The sequence below is a fragment of the Hydrogenobacter sp. T-8 genome (assembly GCF_011006175.1).
Lineage (GTDB): Bacteria > Aquificota > Aquificia > Aquificales > Aquificaceae > Pampinifervens > Pampinifervens florentissimum.
Genome location: NZ_CP048795.1, coordinates 982,055 through 999,998 on the forward strand (window position 1 = coordinate 982,055; position 17,944 = coordinate 999,998).

The window sequence follows — 17,944 nt, forward strand, 5'->3', positions numbered from 1 at the left end:
CAGGATTATAAGGCTTGAGGGAAATCAAAAGGCTTTAATGCAGAGGATAGATGACACAAACAAAAGGATAGACGACTTAAACAAGAGAATAGATGATGTAATAAACATTATGCTATGGGGCTTTGGAGTTTTGTTTGCTGGTATGATGAGCCTTATAGGTTTTGTCATATGGGACAGGAGAAGTGCACTCGCTCCAGCTATCAGAAAGACAAAGGAGCTTGAAGAAAGAGAGGAGAAAATTGGAAGGGTAAAAGAGGCACTAAAAGAAGCTGGCATCCTTTAGACCTTTTAAGCTAAAATATTCTTATGAGTGTAAGACATCAAGTAAGGAATTACGTGGAAAAGCTCTTTGAGAATATAAAGGAAAAGGGCTTAGGTGAGCATACCATATATTGCATATACTCTCCTGTGTATGTGCAGAGGGAGAGCCTGCCTGCCAATCAAATAGATGTGGAAGAGTTTGAAATCATAGACACAAAAGTTAACCTAAAAGACCCAGAGAGCGTAAAAAAATTTCTTGATAGAACCACAAGAGAAGCTCTTGAAAACGAAGTCAGGGGATATTATCTCCTTGCTATGGTGCTTGACAGGGACGGAGAATACTTTTTCTCCTCTGAAAACCCCATCATAGAAGAACTAAAAGATGATATAATGGATAGGATAGAAAGGCTCAAGGAAGAATGATAAGCCTTATTCTTCTCTCCGCAGGTGAGGGAAGACGCTTTGGCAGGAAAAAGCAGTTTGAAAAGCTCTTTGGAAAGCCTCTTTTTATGCATTCTTTGGAAAGACTTATTGGTAAGTTTGATGAGACCATTCTTGTTTTGCCTCCTGAAGATATAAATCTTAGCATTCCCGCTGGAGTGGTTAAAGTCCCTGGCGGAAAGGAGAGGCAAGATTCTGTCTTTAATGCACTTCTTGAAGCCAAGGGAGACCTTGTAGTAGTGCATGACTGTGCAAGACCCTTTGCAAGCCTTGAACTTTTTTTAAGGGTTTGTGACCTTGGAGAGTTTGAGGGAAAAATTCCTGCCCTGCCCGTGAGAGACACAATAAAGAGGGTAGCCCATGGCATGGTGGTGGAAACAGTAGACAGGACAAACCTGTGGCTCTCTCAGACCCCTCAAGCCTTTAGGAAAAGAACCTTGCTTGAATGCCATTTCAAGGCAAGGAATGAAGGTTTTTATGCCACCGATGACGCTCAACTCCTTGAAAGATATGGCTACAAGGTTGGCGTGCTTTTAGGAGAGCCGACGAACATAAAGATTACCTATCCGGAGGACTTGCCCCTTGCGGAGGCAATAGGCAGGCTCTTAGGATACAGCTAATCTCCTCAAAGGCTTCCTTGTCTATCCTCAGTTCTTCTCCTTCAAACTCCTCCACCACCGCACACAGCAGGAGAGAGTTAAGCACAAAAATGCCGTTGTAATTCCTTGGGTCCTTTATGTATTCCTCTTTAACCTCCAAGCGTCTGCTTAAAAATTCAAGGGCAGTGCCCCAGAGAAGTCCGTTCCCCCTTGCGGGTGTGTATAACCTTGAGCCTTTTACAAACAGCAGGTTTGCGGTTGAGGTTTCACAGATATATCCCTTCTCGTTCAGGATTATGGCATCCCAGAAACCTCTACTTAGGGCGTGTTTCTTAACAAGTAGGTTAAAAAGATAAGAGGTGGTCTTGTGCCTGCACACGGGATCCGAAGAGTGTCTTCTATAAGGTGAAATACAAAGCCTTACCCTTTGAGGCAGGGGCTTTAAAGGTTTTACCACTACAAGCTTTCCGTAAGACTGGGCACTGTCTGTGAGGTTCTCCCCTCCCTTTGAGAGTAGCACATACTTTAAATAGAGGTCGTTGCCATCCTTTGCCATGTCCTGAAGGTCTCTCAAAAACTCCTCATAAGAGGGGCAGGGTATTCCTAAAAACTCCGCAGATGTGCTAAGTCTTCGGTAGTGAAGTTTCAGCTTTTCCTCTGAGGGTTTCCATCTTATGGTTTCAAAGAGCCCTTCACCGAAGAAGAGGGTGCGAGTTATCATTTTCCCACTCTCAGGAGTAGCTCCCAGCTCGTAAACTCCACCACATGGCAAAGCTTACCAGAGCATAAGCCTACCTTTAGAGATGTGCAACGAGTGTGAGTTATGGAACAGGCTACGCTTTCCCTAAACTTGGAGACCTCTGGCTCATCCGCTTTGCAGAAAACCCTTACCACAGAGCTTATAAAGTCAAGGGTGTGCCTGTTTTCCCTGTAGCACCTCCTTGGCACTATCCAGACGCTCATGCTGTAAACTCTGTCAGAAAACTGCCCCCTTAGGGTAGCATTGCGGTAGGCGTAGACCATCTCGTCCGAAGACCTTTTCTTTTTATATCTTAGGGCGTTTTTCTGCAAGAGGCTTTTACACTCAAAAAACTGCCTTTCAAGGTTTTGAGGGTAAGCCACTATCACATTATATCATCTTGGGAGCCGGGCAGGCTCCCTGTGAGTCTTACCTTACCTGTGGTCTTGGTGTTTTATCCGTTGACGCTGGCAAAACTGGTACTTCAAGGGCGTGCTTTGGTATTTGACCAGTGAGGGACCTCAGGAAGGCTACTATATACCGTGTTTCTTCCTCCGTTAGTTTTCTTCCAAGCTGGGTTTCTGCCATTATCTTAACTGCGTCCTCAAGGCTCCAAACACTTCCATCATGGAAGTAAGGATAGGTTTTTTCTATATTCCTGAGAGAAGGAGATTTGAATACAAACATGTCTTCTTCCTTCTTTGTAACACCGAACCTTCCAAGGTCAACGGGAATGGTAGGCTTATCAAGGGTTACGTAAGGTGCGGTAGCCCTCCAGTAGTCCACAAACTGACCAAACTTAAAGAAGGCATTTCCACCTACCGCAGGTCCAGAGTGGCATGCTACACAGCCTACTTCAATAAAGAGTTTTAGACCCTTCTTTTCCTCTGCGGTTAGAGCCTTTGTATTGCCCTTGAGAAACTCATCAAACCTTGAGGGCGTCGTCAGAGTTCTTTCAAAAGCTCCTATAGCCTTACCTATGTTTTCATACCTAAGAGGCTCCTTGTCGTTAGGAAAAGCCTTTTTGAACATTTCCACATATTCTGGAATAGACCTTAGCCTTTCAATCACTTCCTTTTCAGAAGGCATAGCCATTTCTATTGGGTTGAGTATAGGACCAAGAGCTTGCTCTTCTACGTCTTTGGCTCTTCCATCCCAGAACTGAGCGGTATGCAGTGCAGCGTTGTATACAGTAGGTGCGTTCCTTGGACCTATTGCCCAGCCATGTCCTATGGAAGTGGGCAGGTTATCCACTCCGTAGGTTGCCAGATTGTGGCAAGTATTACAACTTATAAGACCGCTTTTTGAAAGCCTTGGCTCATAATAGAGCGTTCTGCCAAGCTCCACTTTTTCCTTGGTTATAGAGTTTTGTGGGTTTTCAACCACTGTAGGGAGAGGTTGGAAAAACTGTCTTGCCTGCTCAAGAAGCTGTGCATCTTCATCCTTCGGCTGAGGAGCTTGAGCCTTTCCTTTGCTTTGGGCATAAACTCCAGCACCCACCACAAACGCCCCGACCACTGCACTCAAGAGTAGTCTTTTCATATCTTCACCTCCTTATAAGTTTTACTTATGATATTCAACATGATATAAATTATACTTAGTCTGCAAATTTTTTGCAAGAGATTTTTATGGGCAAAAAGTTAGTTAACTCAGAAGATTAAATTTTTTGCTCTCACCATCTCCTCAAGGCTCAACTGCCCCGGGGCTACCGCTGAGCCTATAAAGGCATAGCTTATCACAGACCCAAAGACAAAGCCTGCAACCCTTGAAACCTTTCCATATTCACCCATGGCAATTAGGATTTTTTCTCCTTCTTCTTCTTTACCAAGACACAAAAGCCTTGCGGTATCTTGGTAGGAGTTTGCCTTTACAGAAATCTTTACGATATCCGCATCCCATCTTCTTGCTTCTCTGAATACTTCCCTCAGTATCCAGTTGGCAGGCGTAAGCTCAAAGTTATGGTAGGAGATTATGAGTTTTTTCCCGGCGGTCTTTACTATGTCCCTGACCTGAGAGATGATATCTTGAGAGGAAAGCTCTATGTCTGTGTAATCGCTATATGGAGCTACCTTTCTGAAAATCTCCAGCCTGTTTTCAACCCGTGAGCCACCTTCCCTTTGGCTTCTTACCGTAAGAATAGTCTTTAGACCCTCCTTTTGAACCTTTTCCACACATTCAAGGACGAACTGAGGGTCCTTGTTTTCAAAGAGGTCTACCCTAAGCTCTATTATGTCCGCACCCTTTTCTTTGCAAAAGCTCAGGTTTTCTTCAAAGCTTTTGTCTGAGAGAGGAACTGCTATAAGCATATTTTACCTTCCTCTCACCCTTCCCAAAACCTTCAGTGGAAGTCCAAAGACCTTTGTGAAGTTAGCACCAGCCTTGTGGTCAAAGGCGTCCCTTTCAGAATAGGTTGCCAAGTCTTCCACGTATAGGCTGTTGGGTGAGCTCCTACCCACCACCTGCACGTGTCCTTTGTATAGCTTAAGCATAACCTTGCCGTTTACATACTCCGCAAGGGTGGAATTAAAGGCGTCCATGGCGTCCCTAAGAGGTGAAAACCACAGACCTTCGTATACCACCTTTGCATACTCGTGTGGAATATGGGTTAGGAAATAGTGGAAAGTAAACCTGTCAAGCACCAAGGAAAGCAAGTCCCTGTAGGCTTCATAAAGCACCGTTGCCCCTGGAGCTTCGTAAACCTCTCTGCTTTTTATTCCCACAAGCCTGTTTTCCACCATGTCTATGCGTCCAACTCCATGCCTTCCCGCTATGGCGTTTAGCCTAAGGATAAGTTCGCTTAGCCTTTCAAACTTCTCTTCGTTTATGGTGGCAGGCACTCCTTTTTCAAAGCCTATTTCCACATACTCTGGCTCATCTGGTGCCTTTTGAGGTGAAAGGGTCCACTCAAAGGCATCCTCTGGTGGCTCAGTCCAAGGGTCCTCCAACGGACCGCATTCTATGGATATGCCCCAGAGGTTTTTATCTATGGAATAGGGTTTGTCCTTTGTAGCCTTGACGGGTATGCGATGCTTGAGAGCATATTCAACCTCTTCTTCCCTTGAACGAAATTCCCACTCTCTCACGGGTGCAAGCACCTCAAGGTCTGGGTTCAAAGCCCAAACGGAGAGCTCAAACCTCACCTGGTCATTGCCCTTCCCAGTAGAGCCGTGTGCCACATAGTTCGCACCCAGCCTTTCTGCGTATTCTACCAACTTTTTGGCTATGAGAGGTCTTGATAGGCTTGCGGTTAGAGGATATTTACCTTCATAAAGAGCCAAAGCCCTAAGGGTCGGCAGACAATACTCTCTTGCAAACTCCTCCTTTAGGTCTTCTACTATAGCCTCTACCGCACCAGAAGCCTTCGCCTTTTGAGGTATTTCAGAAAGCTCTTCACCTTGCCCTACATCCGCAGTGTAGGTTATAACCTCATAACCTCTATCGGTTAGCCATCTTACTATTACGGAAGTGTCAAGCCCACCAGAATAGGCAAGTATTACTCTTTTTGGCATAGGTCTATTATATCATCTTAGCCTCTCGAAGGCTTTTGTAAGGTCAATTTCTAATTGGCAACCTCCGAGACTAAACTTCATACTATGCTTCTCCACATACCTACCCTTAGAAAGCTCAAAGACCTTCACTGCTTTCTCATCAGGATAAACAAGCACAAAGTATTTAACGCCCTCCTTCTCACATAGTTCAAACTTTAATCCCTCATCCATTTGCCTGCTTGATGGTGAGACTATCTCAATAACCATCTGCGGTGGGATTTCTACCCTTTCTGGTATTTCTCCACATAAAACCATTAGGTCTGGTCTTATAACAGTGTCGTAAGAGATATACCAATCAAGCTGCACGCCCACAAAACATTCTATGCATTCCCTTTCAAAAAGACTCTCTAAAAGAAAAGTAAGGCGAGAAAGCAAGATTTGATTAATAGGTCTTGGCGAAGCCATGGCATAAGGGATGCCTTCTATAAGCTCCCAGTCTCCCTGCCAGTGTTTCCAGTTTTCTATCGTATATCTTACAGGATATCTCTCAGCCAAGCCCATGGAAAGCCTCCTCAAAGTTTATCTCCACTTGGCATCCATTAAAGAGAAAACTTCTATCCTGCTTTTCTGTGTACCTGCCATTAGATAGTTCAAAGACTTTCACCATCCTCTCGTCAGAATAAACCAAAACAAAGTATTTAACGCCTTCCTTCTCACACAGTTCAAACTTCAACCCTTCATCCATTTGCCTGCTTGATGGTGAGACTATCTCAATAACCATCTGCGGTGGGGTTTCCACTCTCTCTGGTATCTCTCCACACAACACCATTATGTCTGGTCTTATAACAGTGTCGTAAGAGATATACCAATCAAGTTCTGCGTAAACCATGCAACTGGGACAGTTTTCTAAAAGTGCACTTCTGATTGCCCACACGAGGTTGGAGAGTATTGCTTGGTTTATAGGTCTTGGAGATGCCATGGCGTAAGGGACACCCTCTATAAGTTCCCAGTCTCCTTGCCAATGCTTCCAGTCTTCCACCGTATACCTTACAGGATATCTCTCAGCCAAGCCCATGCTTTAAATATAGGCTTATGGGTTATCGTATGACCAAGAGCATAAATAAAAATTACTTACAGGGTATAAATTTTTAGAAAACTTAAGGAGGGTTTACTATGGAGACAAAAGAGTTTCATTATAGAGCCTATAGACCAAGACCTTTCACAAAGGAAGAGAGGTCAAAAACCACCATACTCTTTGGTGGACTTACATGGAAACACGAAAGGCTTATACAAGGCTCTCTTGAGAGGATGGGATACAAAAGCATGCCTCTGCCTAATATAGAAAGACAAGACTTAGACATAGGAAAGGAGTTCATAGATGTGGGGGCTTGCTGTCCTACTACTTTTACCGCTGGGAATTTGGCAAGGACATTGATGACTTTGAGAGAAAGAGAGGGTGAAGAAGGCGTAAAGAACAATTATCTTTTCGTAACCATAGGAGCTTGTGGACCGTGTAGGTTTGGTCAATATCACGAGTCTTATGAAAGGGTGCTTGAAGGGTTAAACCTTACAGATTTTAGACTTTTCCTCCTTGACCTTTTGCAGATGGAGCAGTCCGCACCCGGTGGTGGGCTTGAGATAAGCATGCCTCTTACCTTTGGTCTTGTGTACTCTATGTTCTACGGAGACCTTATAACGGACATGGAATATGCCATAAGACCCTACGAGGTAGTGGAAGGCTCAACCGATAATATGGTAAGGGAAAGTGTGGAGCTACTTTATGAGAGGCTCAAAAATAGACCTATAAAGGGCAAAAAGATAGACTCCTTGATATGGCATGTCTTCACAGGCTACTTTGTGGATGCCTTAAAGGAGGTAAGAAGGCTATGGGATGAGATAGAGGTAGATAGGCTTAGAGTAAAGCCAAAGGTGAAGATAACTGGTGAGTTTTGGTTGCAGACCCACGAGGGGGATGGCAACTACAACATAAAGAGGTGGCTTGAGAAGGAAGGGGCGGAGGTTATACCACCACCTGTGGCAGTCTGGATGGACTATTTGATAAACATGGAGCTTTTTAAGTTGGAAGATGCCAAGGGCTTTGTGAAAAAGTATTACCTTAAAAAGCTCGCCATAGGCACAATAGCAGGGCTTTACAAGATGGTCTACAACCGCCTCAGAAAAGCCCTCAACAACATACCAAACCCACTGCCAGACCAAAGGAAACTCAAAGAATTGGCAAGACCATACTTCCACTACAGGCTCACAGGTGGAGAGGGTCATATGCTTATCGGCAAAGCCCTGTATGCCTATTTAAATAGGCAGGCACATATGATATGTGAGCTATCTCCTTATGGATGTCTGCCTAATACCATGTCGGTGGGTGCTATGGCAAAGGTGCTTGGGGACTATCCAGACCTGCTTTATGCACCTATTGAGATAAAGGGAGATGCGGAGGTGCATGCCTACTCAAGGTGTCAGATGATACTAACGGAGGCAAAAAGAAGAGCAAAAGAGGAGTTTGAGGAGGTTTTGGAAAGGACTGGTTTGACGGTGGAAGATATAAGGAACTTTGAAGAAGACCATCCAGAGCTAAGAAGGGCAACCTACAAAGTCCCACACTACGGATATGCGGGCACTGCCAGCAATTATGCGATGCATATAGCAAAGCTCATGGGGAGGATATAGTTATGCTCTTGCTGGGTATAGATGTGGGTAGCACCACCTGTAAGTATGTGCTGACGGACGAAAAGGGCAATATCCTTGATAGAGCCTACGAGAGGCACAACACAAAACAAGCTGAGAAGGTTTTGGAGTTTCTCCTAAGGCTTGAAGGCGGATATGGGCTAAAGCCAGGCAGGGACAGGGTGTACATCACAGGCTCTGGCGGTGGCTTTGTAGGAGAGCTAATAGGGGCTCGCTTTGTGCAGGAGGTGGTGGGGGTTGCCACTGCGGTGGAAAAACTGCATCCAGATGTGAGGTTTGTAAGCGAGATAGGCGGGGAGGATATGAAAACCATCTTTATAAAGGAACAGGAGGGTAAAAGAAACAAACAGGTCTATATGCAAAATGTGTGTGCGGGTGGGACTGGAACTTTTATAGAAAAGTCTGCGAGAAAGTTAGGCATCTCCTCTGACGTCCTTTCCCAGATGGACTACGAGGGCTATACGCTTCACAGAATAAGCTCCAAGTGCGGCATTTTTGCGGAGGCGGATGTGAACTCTTTGGTGAAAGCGGGCGTGCCAAAGGAAGAGATAATTGCCTCCCTCTTTGAGGCGGTGGTCTACCAAAACCTCGCTCAGCTTACCAAGGGAAACACTCCTCTTCCTAAGGTGCTTCTTCTTGGAGGTCCTAATCTCTTCTTCAAAGGACTTCAACAGGCTTGGAGACTGCATCTGCAAAGGCTCTGGAAGGAAAGGGGCATAGGGGACTTTAGCAGGGAGGAGATGGAAAAGCTGGTTATTGTTCCAGAAAACTCCCTATATTACGCTGCGCTGGGGTGCATATTCACAGCTCTTGAGGAAGAAGGAGGGCTTTACGCAGGCACAGAAAGGCTTCGCTGGTGGGTGGAAGAAGGTCAATATGAACAAAAGCTAAAAGAAGGCAGGAGGGGTCTTGTTTCCTTGGAGGAGGAGCTCCTTGAGTTTAAGAAGAAATACTCCTACGTGGTGGAAAACAAAATTCAGCCAAAGAAGGCAAAGGAGATAATCATAGGATGTGATTTTGGCTCTACCACCGCCAAGGCGGTATGCATCACGCCAGACAAGGAAATAGTCTTTTCCTGCTACAGCCTAAGCAAGGGAAATCCCATAGAGGATGCAAAGGACATATTCAGGCAGATAAAAGAATACCTTGGCGATGGAAAGGTTCTTGCTTTGGGACTTACGGGTTATGGTAAAGACTTGCTAAAGGATGTTCTTGGTGCGGATGTGGCGGTGGTGGAAACGGTCGCTCATGCGGTCGCTGGGCTTCACTTTTTCCCAGATGCGGACTGCATATGCGACGTGGGTGGAGTGGATGTAAAGATTATGATACTGCGTCAAGGTTCTGTGGTGGACTTTAGGCTAAACTCTCAGTGTTCTTCTGGGAATGGTGCCTTTCTGCAGGGAGTGGCGGAGAGGTTTGGTATTCCACTTTCTGAGATAGCGGACAGGGCTTTCTCTGCAAAAGCTATGCCGAGCTTTACCATGGGCTGTGGCGTTTTCCTACAAAGCGATATAGTAAACCAGCAAAGAAAAGGTTGGAAGGCAGAGGAGATTCTTGCAGGACTTTGCTATGTGCTTCCTCTCAATGTGTGGGTCTATGCGGGCAACATAAATAACCTCTCACAGGTAGGTAAGAAGTTTATCCTCCAAGGTGGCACGCACAGAAACCTTGCGGTGGTGAAAGCTCAAATAGACTTCATAAAGTCCAAAGTCCCAGATGCAGAGGTCTACGTGCATCCCTATTCAGGCGAGGCAGGAGCTATAGGTTCAGCACTTATCGCACTTGAGCATTACCAAAAACATGGAAAGACTTCCTTTAGAGGCTTTGAAAGCATAGAGAGGCTCACCTACAGGTCCACCACTTCAAAGGACACAGTGTGTCATTGGTGTCCTGTAAACTGTCAGAGGAGCTTTATAGATGTTTACATAGGCGAGGGTGAGGGAAGACCTTGGAGCAAAGTTCCACTTGAGGCAGGATGGGTAAGGCTTATTGTTAACAACGCCTGCCCGAAGGGTCTTGTGGAAGACGAAAGAGAGCTAAAGGCAGTCAAAGAAAAGATGGAGAGGTTAAAGCATGAATTTCCTAACCTCGCTGACTTTGTTAAAAAGGAGGCCTTTAAAGTCCCAAGGGGACAGAAGGTCCATTAAGGTAGGTATCCCTAAGTTCCTCAACATATGGGGCACTCACCAATTTTGGGTGGGCTTTTTCCAAAGCCTTGGCGTGGGCAGGATAGTCTTTAGCTCAGACACCTCTGAGGAGCAATACAGAGAATATGGAAAGGGTAGAATAACCATGGACTCCTGCTTTCCTGTAAAGGCTCTCGCAGGGCATATGGGCGAGCTTCTTCACAAGGATATAAACCTGCTTTTTGTTCCCATGATATACTCCCTGCCATCCTTTCTCAAGGGTCATGTGGTGGATACTCTCTCTTGTACTCGGGTAATGATGAGCGTGGAGAATATAAAGGCTGGCTTTTTGAGGGAGAGAAAGGAGTTTGAAGAAAGGGGAATAGCCTTTGTTTCTCCCTTTGTGCCTTTTGCAGAACCTGAACTTCTTCCCAAGTATCTGTGGGAGTCCTTAAAGGAGCATATTCCGGGTCTTACTCTTGAAGAGACCGCAAGAGCGGTAAAAGAAGGCTTTAGAGCCCTTGAGGACTTTGAAAGAAAAATGAGAGAAAAGAGCCTTGAGATAATAAGGTGGTGCGTAAAAAACAACAGACCTGCCATCCTTGTCCTTGCAAGACCTTACCATATGGACCCTGGCATAGGGCATGATATAGATGGAGAATTCCAACAGTATGGCTTTCCTGTGCTTTGGTATAACTACCTACCCTTAGATGACTGGCTCTTGGAGTGGCTCTTTAGCAAGGAGATAAGGGCTGGCATAATAAGGAGCTACTTTGATATCTCAGATGTGTGGACTTCCTCATACAGCTCAAACACCAACGAGATAATATGGGGAGCAAAGTTTTCTGCGAGGCTTCCGTGGATAACGGGAGTCATAAGGCTTTCCAGCTACGAGTGTGGCATGGACCAGCCAACCTTTACACCAGTGCAGAAGATAGTGGAGAGTTCTGGGACGCTCTTTTTCAAGTTCGGAGAGTTAGATGAGACAAAGCCTGCAGGTAGTGTAAAGATAAGAGTGGAAACCATAGTCTACTACTTGGAAAAGTATTCACAGGACATCATAAAGAAAAAACTCAGCAGGCTTGGAGCTGTGCCTTCGCAACTTTTGGTTTAAAATGAGAATATAATGCATTCATTTTTCACCACCGCTTACTTTGAATTTGCCTTTATACTGCTCCTTGCGGTTTTGCTGGGTCTTTTGGGTCTTGTGCTTCGCCAACCTCTCATTATAGCTTACATAATCCTTGGCATTTTGCTTGGTCCCTCTGGCTTTGGGCTTGTTAAGGCACAGGACACGGTAGATATTTTGGCTCAAGTAGGCGTTGCGGTGCTTCTCTTTCTTGTAGGTTTGGAACTAAACCCTCAGTATGTGCGTAGACTTGGTGCGGTGGCGGTAGCCACTGGCTTGGGTCAGATAATCTTTACCAGTGTTATAGGCTTTTTTATAATCTTGCTTCTTGGCAAACTGCTCCTTTTCTTCTTTATAGACCTTGGCACTAAGTTTGACTTTTCTGTAATTCGCATGGACTGGCACATTGCGGTTATTCTGTCCCTATTTGTTCTAATTGGCAACCCTCTTATTGTTATGGTGATAATGGGTATTATGGGATACAGGAAGAAAACAGGCTTCTTGGCAGGTCTTACAGTGGCACAGATAAGCGAGTTCTCCATAATCTTCGTGGCTATGGGTATGTCCTTAGGTCATGTGGGAATGGACGCCCTTAGCATAACCACCATGGTGGGTCTTATAACCATAGCCCTTTCCACTTATATGATACTCTACTCCCATAAGTTATATAAATGGCTTGAGCCTTATCTTAGTGTTTTTGAAAAGAGGACACCTCATGCAGAGCTAAGGTTTGAAAAGCTCTTTTCTGAAGAAAGACCAGTGGAGGTTGTCATATTTGGACTTGGCAGGCTCGGTGGCGAGCTCTTAGAGCACTGTAAGGAGATGGGTATAAACGCCATAGGCTTGGACTACAACCCTTCAAGGGTAGGTGAGCTTAGAGAAAAGGGACTGCCTGCCTACTTTGGCTCTGCGGAGGACAAAACAACCTTGGAAGAGCTACCTATAAGTCAGTCCAGCATAATAGTTATAACCGTCCCAGAGCTGGAAGACATAAAGACACTGGTAAATAACCTAAGGGACATGGACTACAAGGGCAAAATAATAGCGGTCGCAAGGTCTCAAAAGGATGCGGAGAAGTTAGAAAAGATGGGAATATACAGGGTAATAAATCCCTACTACTACGCCTTTGAGGAGCTTGTAAAGGAGTTTGTAAGCCATGTTGGTGCTAAAAGATAAACTACCCTCTGCCAGAGATGCGCGCATATACATGTCTGTGGAAAGAACATACCTTGGCTATGTCAGGCTTGCCCTATACACCTTGTCCTTTGGAGTATTTCTCAGAAAGTTGGAGACACTGGCTGTCATTACCCAAAAGATACATGCTTCTGTGCTTCTTGAATGGACCGCCAAAGTCTCTGGAGTTATAGGAGTTTTTATGATTATCGCAGGTTTAATTACCTTCTACTTAGACATAAAATACATAGAAGGAGGTATTCCTGTGCATCCAAAGGAAGTTACAGACCCAAGGATTTACATGGCAGCGGAGAGGACCTTTCTTGCTTGGGTGAGGACTGCCATAGCCCTTATAGTTTTTGGCTTTGTTATAGAGAAGTTTGAGTTTTTCCTGCTTCAGCTTGAAAAGGTTTTTAACATTCACCTTGCGGAAGAGCACCACAGGCTTGTAGGCATAGGTATCTTTGTTATAGTGGTTGGCTTGCTTACCTTAATCCTTGGCATGGCTAACTTCTACAGAACTATACAGCAGGTTGACAAAGGCTTCTATAGGACACACACTTGGCTTTACAAGGCTTATGGAGTGGTTATATTTATAGCCTGCTTGGTGCTAACCTTCTATGTGCTGAAGGTAATATAGGTTAAAATTTAAAGCCATGAAAAGCTATGACGTAGTGGTTATAGGTGCCGGTGGTGCTGGTCTTCGCACCGCTATAGAGTGTGCAAGGGACCCATCCATAAGGGTGGCGGTGGTTTCAAAGGTCTACCCCACAAGGTCTCATACAGGTGCAGCACAAGGGGGTCTAAACGCTGCCCTTGGAAATGCGGTTCCTCAAGATAACCCGGAAGCCCACGCCTTTGATACCATAAAGGGTTCTGACTTTTTGGCGGACCAAGATGCAGTCTACTTTATGTGCAGGCATGCACCCGAGGTGGTCTATGAGCTTGACCGTTGGGGTGTGCCCTTTTCAAGGATGGAGGATGGCAGGATAGCCCAAAGACCCTTTGGTGGTGCATCTTTTCCAAGGACTGTTTACTCCGCAGACAGGACGGGACATGTGCTTTTGCACACCCTTTTTGAGCAGGCACTTGCCAGAGAAAACATAGACTTTTTCAACGAGTTTTTCCTTCTTGACCTTATCCACGACGGACAGAGGGTCAAGGGTGTGTCCCTATACGATATAAAAAACGGAGAGGTGGTAAACCTAAAGGCTAAGGCGGTAGTCCTTGCCACAGGTGGCTTTGCACGCATATACTGGCAAAGAAGCACCAACGCAATAGGTAACACGGGAGATGGTGTGGCGGTAGCTCTTCTTAATGGTCTCCCCCTAAAGGATATAGAGTTTATCCAGTTTCATCCCACAGGTCTTGCCAAAACTGGCATACTGCTTTCAGAAGCCTGTAGAGGAGAAGGAGGCTACCTAATAAACAAACTAGGCGAGCGCTTTATGGCAAGGTATGCACCAGAGAAGATGGAGCTCGCACCACGGGACATGGTCTCAAGAGCCATAGAATACGAGATAAGGGAAGGCAGGGGCTTTGGAGAGGGGACCTCCGCCTACGTGCTTTTGGACCTAAGACATCTTGGAGAAGAGAAGATAAAGGAAAGACTACCTCAGGTGCGTCAGCTTGCTATAGACTTTGAGGGTGTTGACCCAGTTTACGACCCTGTGCCCATAAGACCCACTGCCCACTACTGCATGGGTGGCATACACATAGAAAACTACATGACCTCCTCCACACCCCTTGAGGGTCTTTATGCAGTAGGTGAGTGTGCCTGCGTGTCCGTGCATGGTGCCAACAGACTTGGAGGAAACTCCCTTATAGAACTTCTGGTCTTTGGAAAGTTCTGTGGCATATCCGCAAGGGAATACGCCAAACAGGTGGATTTTCTTGAGCTTTCAGAGGGAGAAAAGGCTAAGGGTAAAGAGCTTATAGAGGGTCTTATGAAAAGAGAAGGCTACGAAAAACTCGCGGACATAAGGAGGAAGATGGGCGAGATAACTTGGGAAAAGATGGGTATATTCAGGGATGAGAAGTCCCTACAAAGTGCTTACGAGGAGCTTTCTGAACTTTTAGAGCGTTGGGAGAACATTCCAGTGGTGGACAAAAGCAAGGTCTTTAACACAAACCTTATAGAGGTGCTTGAGCTAAGAAACATGCTACACCTTGCAAGAGCGGTAGCCTACTGTGCCCTCCACAGGAGAGAGTCAAGAGGTGGACACTACAGAGAGGACTATCCAGAGAGGGATGATGAAAACTTCTTAAAGCATACATTGGTTTGGCAAGAAGGAGACAAGCTCAAGATAGACTACGCAGAGGTAAAGATAACCCAGCACCAACCTGCGGAGAGGAAATATTGATGGACCCACAAACCGCGGTAGTAGCCTTACCAGCCCTTATGATGGCTGTTATTTTGCACGAATACGCCCACGGATGGGTTGCCTATAAGATGGGAGACCCAACCGCCAAGGAGTTCGGCAGGCTAACCCTAAACCCCATACCCCACATAGACCTATTGGGCACTATAATCCTCCCGGGCATGCTCATGCTTATAGGTTCTCCCATACTCTTTGGCTGGGCAAAGCCTGTGCCCATAAACCCCCTCAGGTTTAGAGACCTTAGAGTAGGAACTTTTTTTGTTTCCATAGCGGGTATAGTGATGAACGTATGGCTTGCTTTGGTTTTTGCCTTCCTCTATCGGACCATAAGGGAAGGCTATCTGAACTTTCTGAGTGACGCTATACTCATACCCCTTGCCCTCTTCTCCGCTAATGCGGTTTTGATAAACTTGGTGCTTGCCTTCTTTAACGCCATCCCTATACCACCCCTTGATGGAAGCCGGGCGGTGATGAGCTTTTTTTCCGTGAGATACTGGGAGCTCTTCTATAGGTTTGAGATGTATGGCTTTCTTATAATCACCCTTCTCCTTTTCACTGGTATCCTCGGAAGAGTCATATTTCCCCCAATTCTATTTCTTTGGAAATATCTTTTAGGTAGGCTATGAGGTCTTGGGTTTACTACATAGAGATATCCGCATACTATCAAAAAGGTAGTAGGGAAAGGGCATCCGCCGTCTATGTGGTTGCTCTGCCAGAGGACAAGCCCTTGAACCCAGTGGACATGGAATGCTACGCCTCTGAATACGCGCCGGTGAGGCTGGCAATAGAGCATGGCATGGCTTACGCCATAGGCTTTGACGAAGAGATTAAAAATCCACAGGACTACGACCTCATGGGCTACAGGGAGGACATGGAGCTTTATGTATTCAAGGAAGGACTTAGTTTCAAAGAAGGACTTGAAAGAGTCTATCGGCTTTTATACGAAAGCATAGAAAAGGAAGACCTTGTAGCCATAGAGCCTGTGGTGGATGTGGGAAGTCCACCAAAGGAGCTGATGTTTGAATGCCTTAAGAGGGCAATTTCAACTTAGCCCCTTTTCAAAGTCCTCCGGCTTTATGTTTTCAAGCCACTCCTTTAATTTTTCCTTCTCCTCTTCCTCTTCTGGCTTCGGCACCTTGGACTTTTCAAGCACCTCTTCCTCTACAAATACAGGAGCATCAAACCTCAAGGCAAGGTTTATAGCATCGCTCGGTCTTGAGTCTATTACTATAAGGTTGTTGCCCTGCAGGAGGTGAAGCTCCGCATAGTAAGTGCTATCTCTAAGGTCGTTTATGACCACCTTTTCCAGCCTCGCTCCCATGTTTTCTATGATGCTTTTTGTAAGCTCATAGGTCATAGGTCTTGGGGGCTCAATGTTTTGAAGTTGACGCACTATGCTGTCCGCCTCAAAGATACCTATCCATATGGGTAAAAGTATCTCTTCGTTGTCCTTAGCCTTAAGCACTACTATGGGCATTTGAGATACAGGGTCAAGGGTCACTCCGTGCACCACCATCTCAATCATGGCAGACCTCCATGTATAAATTTACTCCTCTCCTTACCTGTAGCAATATGAAGTGTAAGTGTTTATCCTATTGCCCTTAGGACTTCACACTCCATATTAAAGGGCTTTGAGCTTAGCACTTTTACCTTTACCAACTTTCCGAGCAGGCTCTCCTTTCCATTAAGGGTAGCCCACCGGTTTGTTCTCGTCCTGCCCATGAGCTTTCCATCTTCGTAGCTCTCTATCAAAACCTCCTGCTCTGTCCCCTCGTAGGACTTGGCTATCTCTGATAGTATCCTCTTTTGCAATTCAAGAAGTCTTGACATCCTCTGGGTTTTTATCTCATCAGGAATCTGCCCTTCCATGCTATAGGCTGGTGTGTCTGGTCTTGGTGAGTATTTAAAGGAGAAAACCTGTTCAAACCTCACCTTTTCTAAAATATCCAAAGTATCCTCAAAGTCTTCTTCCGTTTCTGTGGGAAAGCCTACTATTATGTCAGTGGAGAAGGTTATACCCTTCACATATTCTCTCAGCATTTGGACCTTTTCAAGATATTCCTCCTTTGTATAACCCCTGTCCATGAGCTTGAGTATCCTTGTGGAACCTGCTTGGACTGGTAGGTGTATATGCTCGCAAACTTGAGGTATCTCTCCCATAGCTTTGGCGATGCCCTCTGTTAGGTCTTTGGGATGTCCGGTGGTAAACCTAATCCTTTCCACACCGGGGATTTCCGCAACTCTGTAAAGTAATTCTTCAAAGGGAATACCAAGGTCCTGCCCCCATGCGGTCACGTTCTGACCAAGCAAATGTATTTCCCTCACACCATCTAACACAAGGCTTTTGACCTCCGATAGTATGCTTTCGAGACTTCTTGACCTTTGCCTGCCTCTTGTTTTTGGCACCACACAGTAGGTGCAGTTTTTATCACAACCCTTCATTACCGTCACGTAGGCACAGAACTTGTTGTCCCTTACCGTAGGATATTCCCACAACTTGTCTTCGTCCTCTGGTGGGTTTTCAAGGATGGCTATAGCCTTATATCCTGCCTGAGCTTGCTGAATTAACTCTGGAAGCTGGTGCATGTTAAAGCTGGAGAACATAAGGTCCACCATGGGAGCCTTTTGCACCAGCTCCTCTCCCATCCTTTGGGCAAGGCATCCGCATACGCCTATGATAGCCCCCGGGTTTTTCTCCTTTATCTTCTTGTATTCTCCCAGGTGGGAGTAGACCTTCTGGTCGGGCTTTTCCCTTATGGTGCAGGTGTTTATGAGGATTATGTCCGCCTCTTCCCAGCTTTGCGAGGGCTCATAGCCCATGCTCTGCAGTATGCCCTTGAGCCTCTCTGAGTCATTAAAGTTCATCTGGCATCCAAAGGTTTTTATGAAGTACTTCATGGTGAT

Annotated in this window: 20 protein-coding genes; 11 read left to right on the plus strand and 9 right to left on the minus strand. The window is 45.7% G+C overall.

The annotated features are described in order from the left end of the window. Positions 1–37 precede the first annotated feature (37 nt). From G3M65_RS05720 to ispD, 3 genes are read left to right on the plus strand one after another with little or no spacing between them, the layout of a single operon-like run. Positions 38–283 carry a hypothetical protein gene (locus G3M65_RS05720; protein ID WP_173833625.1) on the plus strand — a complete coding sequence of 82 codons (246 nt, stop codon included), beginning with the start codon at positions 38–40 and terminating at the stop codon, positions 281–283. Between the two features lie 23 nt (positions 284–306). Then, positions 307–684 carry a hypothetical protein gene (locus tag G3M65_RS05725; protein ID WP_173833626.1) on the plus strand — a complete coding sequence of 126 codons (378 nt, stop codon included), beginning with the start codon at positions 307–309 and terminating at the stop codon, positions 682–684. Continuing rightward, complete coding sequence (ispD, locus tag G3M65_RS05730) at positions 681–1,322, plus strand: 2-C-methyl-D-erythritol 4-phosphate cytidylyltransferase (RefSeq protein ID WP_173833627.1); 642 nt, start codon at positions 681–683, stop codon at positions 1,320–1,322. Before G3M65_RS05725 ends, ispD begins: the two co-directional genes overlap by 4 nt. Here the strand turns inward: ispD and G3M65_RS05735 are convergent. The 7 genes from G3M65_RS05735 to G3M65_RS05765 form a co-directional block, all read right to left on the minus strand. Then, complete coding sequence (locus G3M65_RS05735) at positions 1,261–2,022, minus strand: aminotransferase class IV (protein ID WP_173833628.1); 762 nt, start codon at positions 2,020–2,022, stop codon at positions 1,261–1,263. The two genes, ispD and G3M65_RS05735, sit on opposite strands and share 62 nt — an antisense overlap. After that, a complete protein-coding gene (locus G3M65_RS05740) occupies positions 2,019–2,423 on the minus strand; it encodes a hypothetical protein (protein ID WP_173833629.1) in 405 nt (134 codons plus the stop codon). The genes G3M65_RS05735 and G3M65_RS05740 overlap by 4 nt, the downstream gene beginning before the upstream one ends. Positions 2,424–2,469: 46 nt before the next feature. After that, a complete protein-coding gene (locus G3M65_RS05745; RefSeq protein ID WP_173833630.1) occupies positions 2,470–3,582 on the minus strand; it encodes a cytochrome-c peroxidase in 1,113 nt (370 codons plus the stop codon). Positions 3,583–3,689: 107 nt separating this feature from the next. Next, positions 3,690–4,346 (minus strand): type I 3-dehydroquinate dehydratase, encoded by a 657-nt coding sequence (gene aroD, locus G3M65_RS05750; RefSeq protein ID WP_173833631.1) that lies wholly within the window; start codon positions 4,344–4,346, stop codon positions 3,690–3,692. Between the two features lie 3 nt (positions 4,347–4,349). Next, on the minus strand, positions 4,350–5,549 hold the full coding sequence (locus tag G3M65_RS05755; RefSeq protein WP_173833632.1) for an argininosuccinate synthase: 1,200 nt from the start codon (positions 5,547–5,549) through the stop codon (positions 4,350–4,352). A gap of 12 nt (positions 5,550–5,561) precedes the next feature. Beyond that, positions 5,562–6,089, minus strand: a complete 528-nt coding sequence (locus G3M65_RS05760) for a Uma2 family endonuclease (protein ID WP_173833633.1) — start codon at positions 6,087–6,089, stop codon at positions 5,562–5,564. Continuing rightward, positions 6,076–6,603 (minus strand): Uma2 family endonuclease, encoded by a 528-nt coding sequence (locus tag G3M65_RS05765; RefSeq protein ID WP_173833634.1) that lies wholly within the window; start codon positions 6,601–6,603, stop codon positions 6,076–6,078. The genes G3M65_RS05760 and G3M65_RS05765 overlap by 14 nt, the downstream gene beginning before the upstream one ends. 98 nt (positions 6,604–6,701) lie before the next feature. Between G3M65_RS05765 and G3M65_RS05770 the strand changes: the two genes are divergently transcribed. Genes G3M65_RS05770 through G3M65_RS05805 form a run of 8 tightly spaced genes read left to right on the plus strand, consistent with a single transcriptional unit; the run spans position 6,702 to position 16,091 of the window. Continuing rightward, entirely contained in the window at positions 6,702–8,213 is a 1,512-nt protein-coding gene (locus tag G3M65_RS05770) for a hypothetical protein (protein WP_173833635.1), read from the plus strand. Positions 8,214–8,215: 2 nt separating this feature from the next. After that, positions 8,216–10,378, plus strand: coding sequence for a BadF/BadG/BcrA/BcrD ATPase family protein (locus G3M65_RS05775; protein ID WP_173833636.1), 2,163 nt, complete (start codon positions 8,216–8,218; stop codon positions 10,376–10,378). A 49-nt stretch (positions 10,379–10,427) separates the two neighbouring features. After that, positions 10,428–11,471: an acyl-CoA dehydratase activase-related protein gene (locus tag G3M65_RS05780; RefSeq protein ID WP_254426240.1), complete on the plus strand. Its 1,044-nt coding sequence runs from the start codon at positions 10,428–10,430 to the stop codon at positions 11,469–11,471. A 12-nt stretch (positions 11,472–11,483) separates the two neighbouring features. Further along, positions 11,484–12,662 (plus strand): cation:proton antiporter domain-containing protein, encoded by a 1,179-nt coding sequence (locus tag G3M65_RS05785; protein WP_173833638.1) that lies wholly within the window; start codon positions 11,484–11,486, stop codon positions 12,660–12,662. Beyond that, entirely contained in the window at positions 12,643–13,299 is a 657-nt protein-coding gene (locus G3M65_RS05790) for a YidH family protein (protein WP_173833639.1), read from the plus strand. The genes G3M65_RS05785 and G3M65_RS05790 overlap by 20 nt, the downstream gene beginning before the upstream one ends. 16 nt (positions 13,300–13,315) lie before the next feature. Continuing rightward, a complete protein-coding gene (locus tag G3M65_RS05795; protein ID WP_173833640.1) occupies positions 13,316–15,022 on the plus strand; it encodes an FAD-dependent oxidoreductase in 1,707 nt (568 codons plus the stop codon). Further along, positions 15,022–15,666 carry a site-2 protease family protein gene (locus tag G3M65_RS05800; RefSeq protein ID WP_173833641.1) on the plus strand — a complete coding sequence of 215 codons (645 nt, stop codon included), beginning with the start codon at positions 15,022–15,024 and terminating at the stop codon, positions 15,664–15,666. The genes G3M65_RS05795 and G3M65_RS05800 overlap by 1 nt, the downstream gene beginning before the upstream one ends. Then, positions 15,663–16,091 (plus strand): hypothetical protein, encoded by a 429-nt coding sequence (locus tag G3M65_RS05805; protein ID WP_173833642.1) that lies wholly within the window; start codon positions 15,663–15,665, stop codon positions 16,089–16,091. The genes G3M65_RS05800 and G3M65_RS05805 overlap by 4 nt, the downstream gene beginning before the upstream one ends. On the opposite strand, the gene G3M65_RS05810 is transcribed toward G3M65_RS05805, so the two are convergent. Beyond that, positions 16,083–16,565 (minus strand): bifunctional nuclease family protein, encoded by a 483-nt coding sequence (locus G3M65_RS05810; RefSeq protein ID WP_173833643.1) that lies wholly within the window; start codon positions 16,563–16,565, stop codon positions 16,083–16,085. The two genes, G3M65_RS05805 and G3M65_RS05810, sit on opposite strands and share 9 nt — an antisense overlap. 62 nt (positions 16,566–16,627) lie before the next feature. After that, on the minus strand, positions 16,628–17,938 hold the full coding sequence (gene miaB / locus G3M65_RS05815; protein WP_173833644.1) for a tRNA (N6-isopentenyl adenosine(37)-C2)-methylthiotransferase MiaB: 1,311 nt from the start codon (positions 17,936–17,938) through the stop codon (positions 16,628–16,630). Between the last annotated feature and the right edge of the window lie 6 nt (positions 17,939–17,944).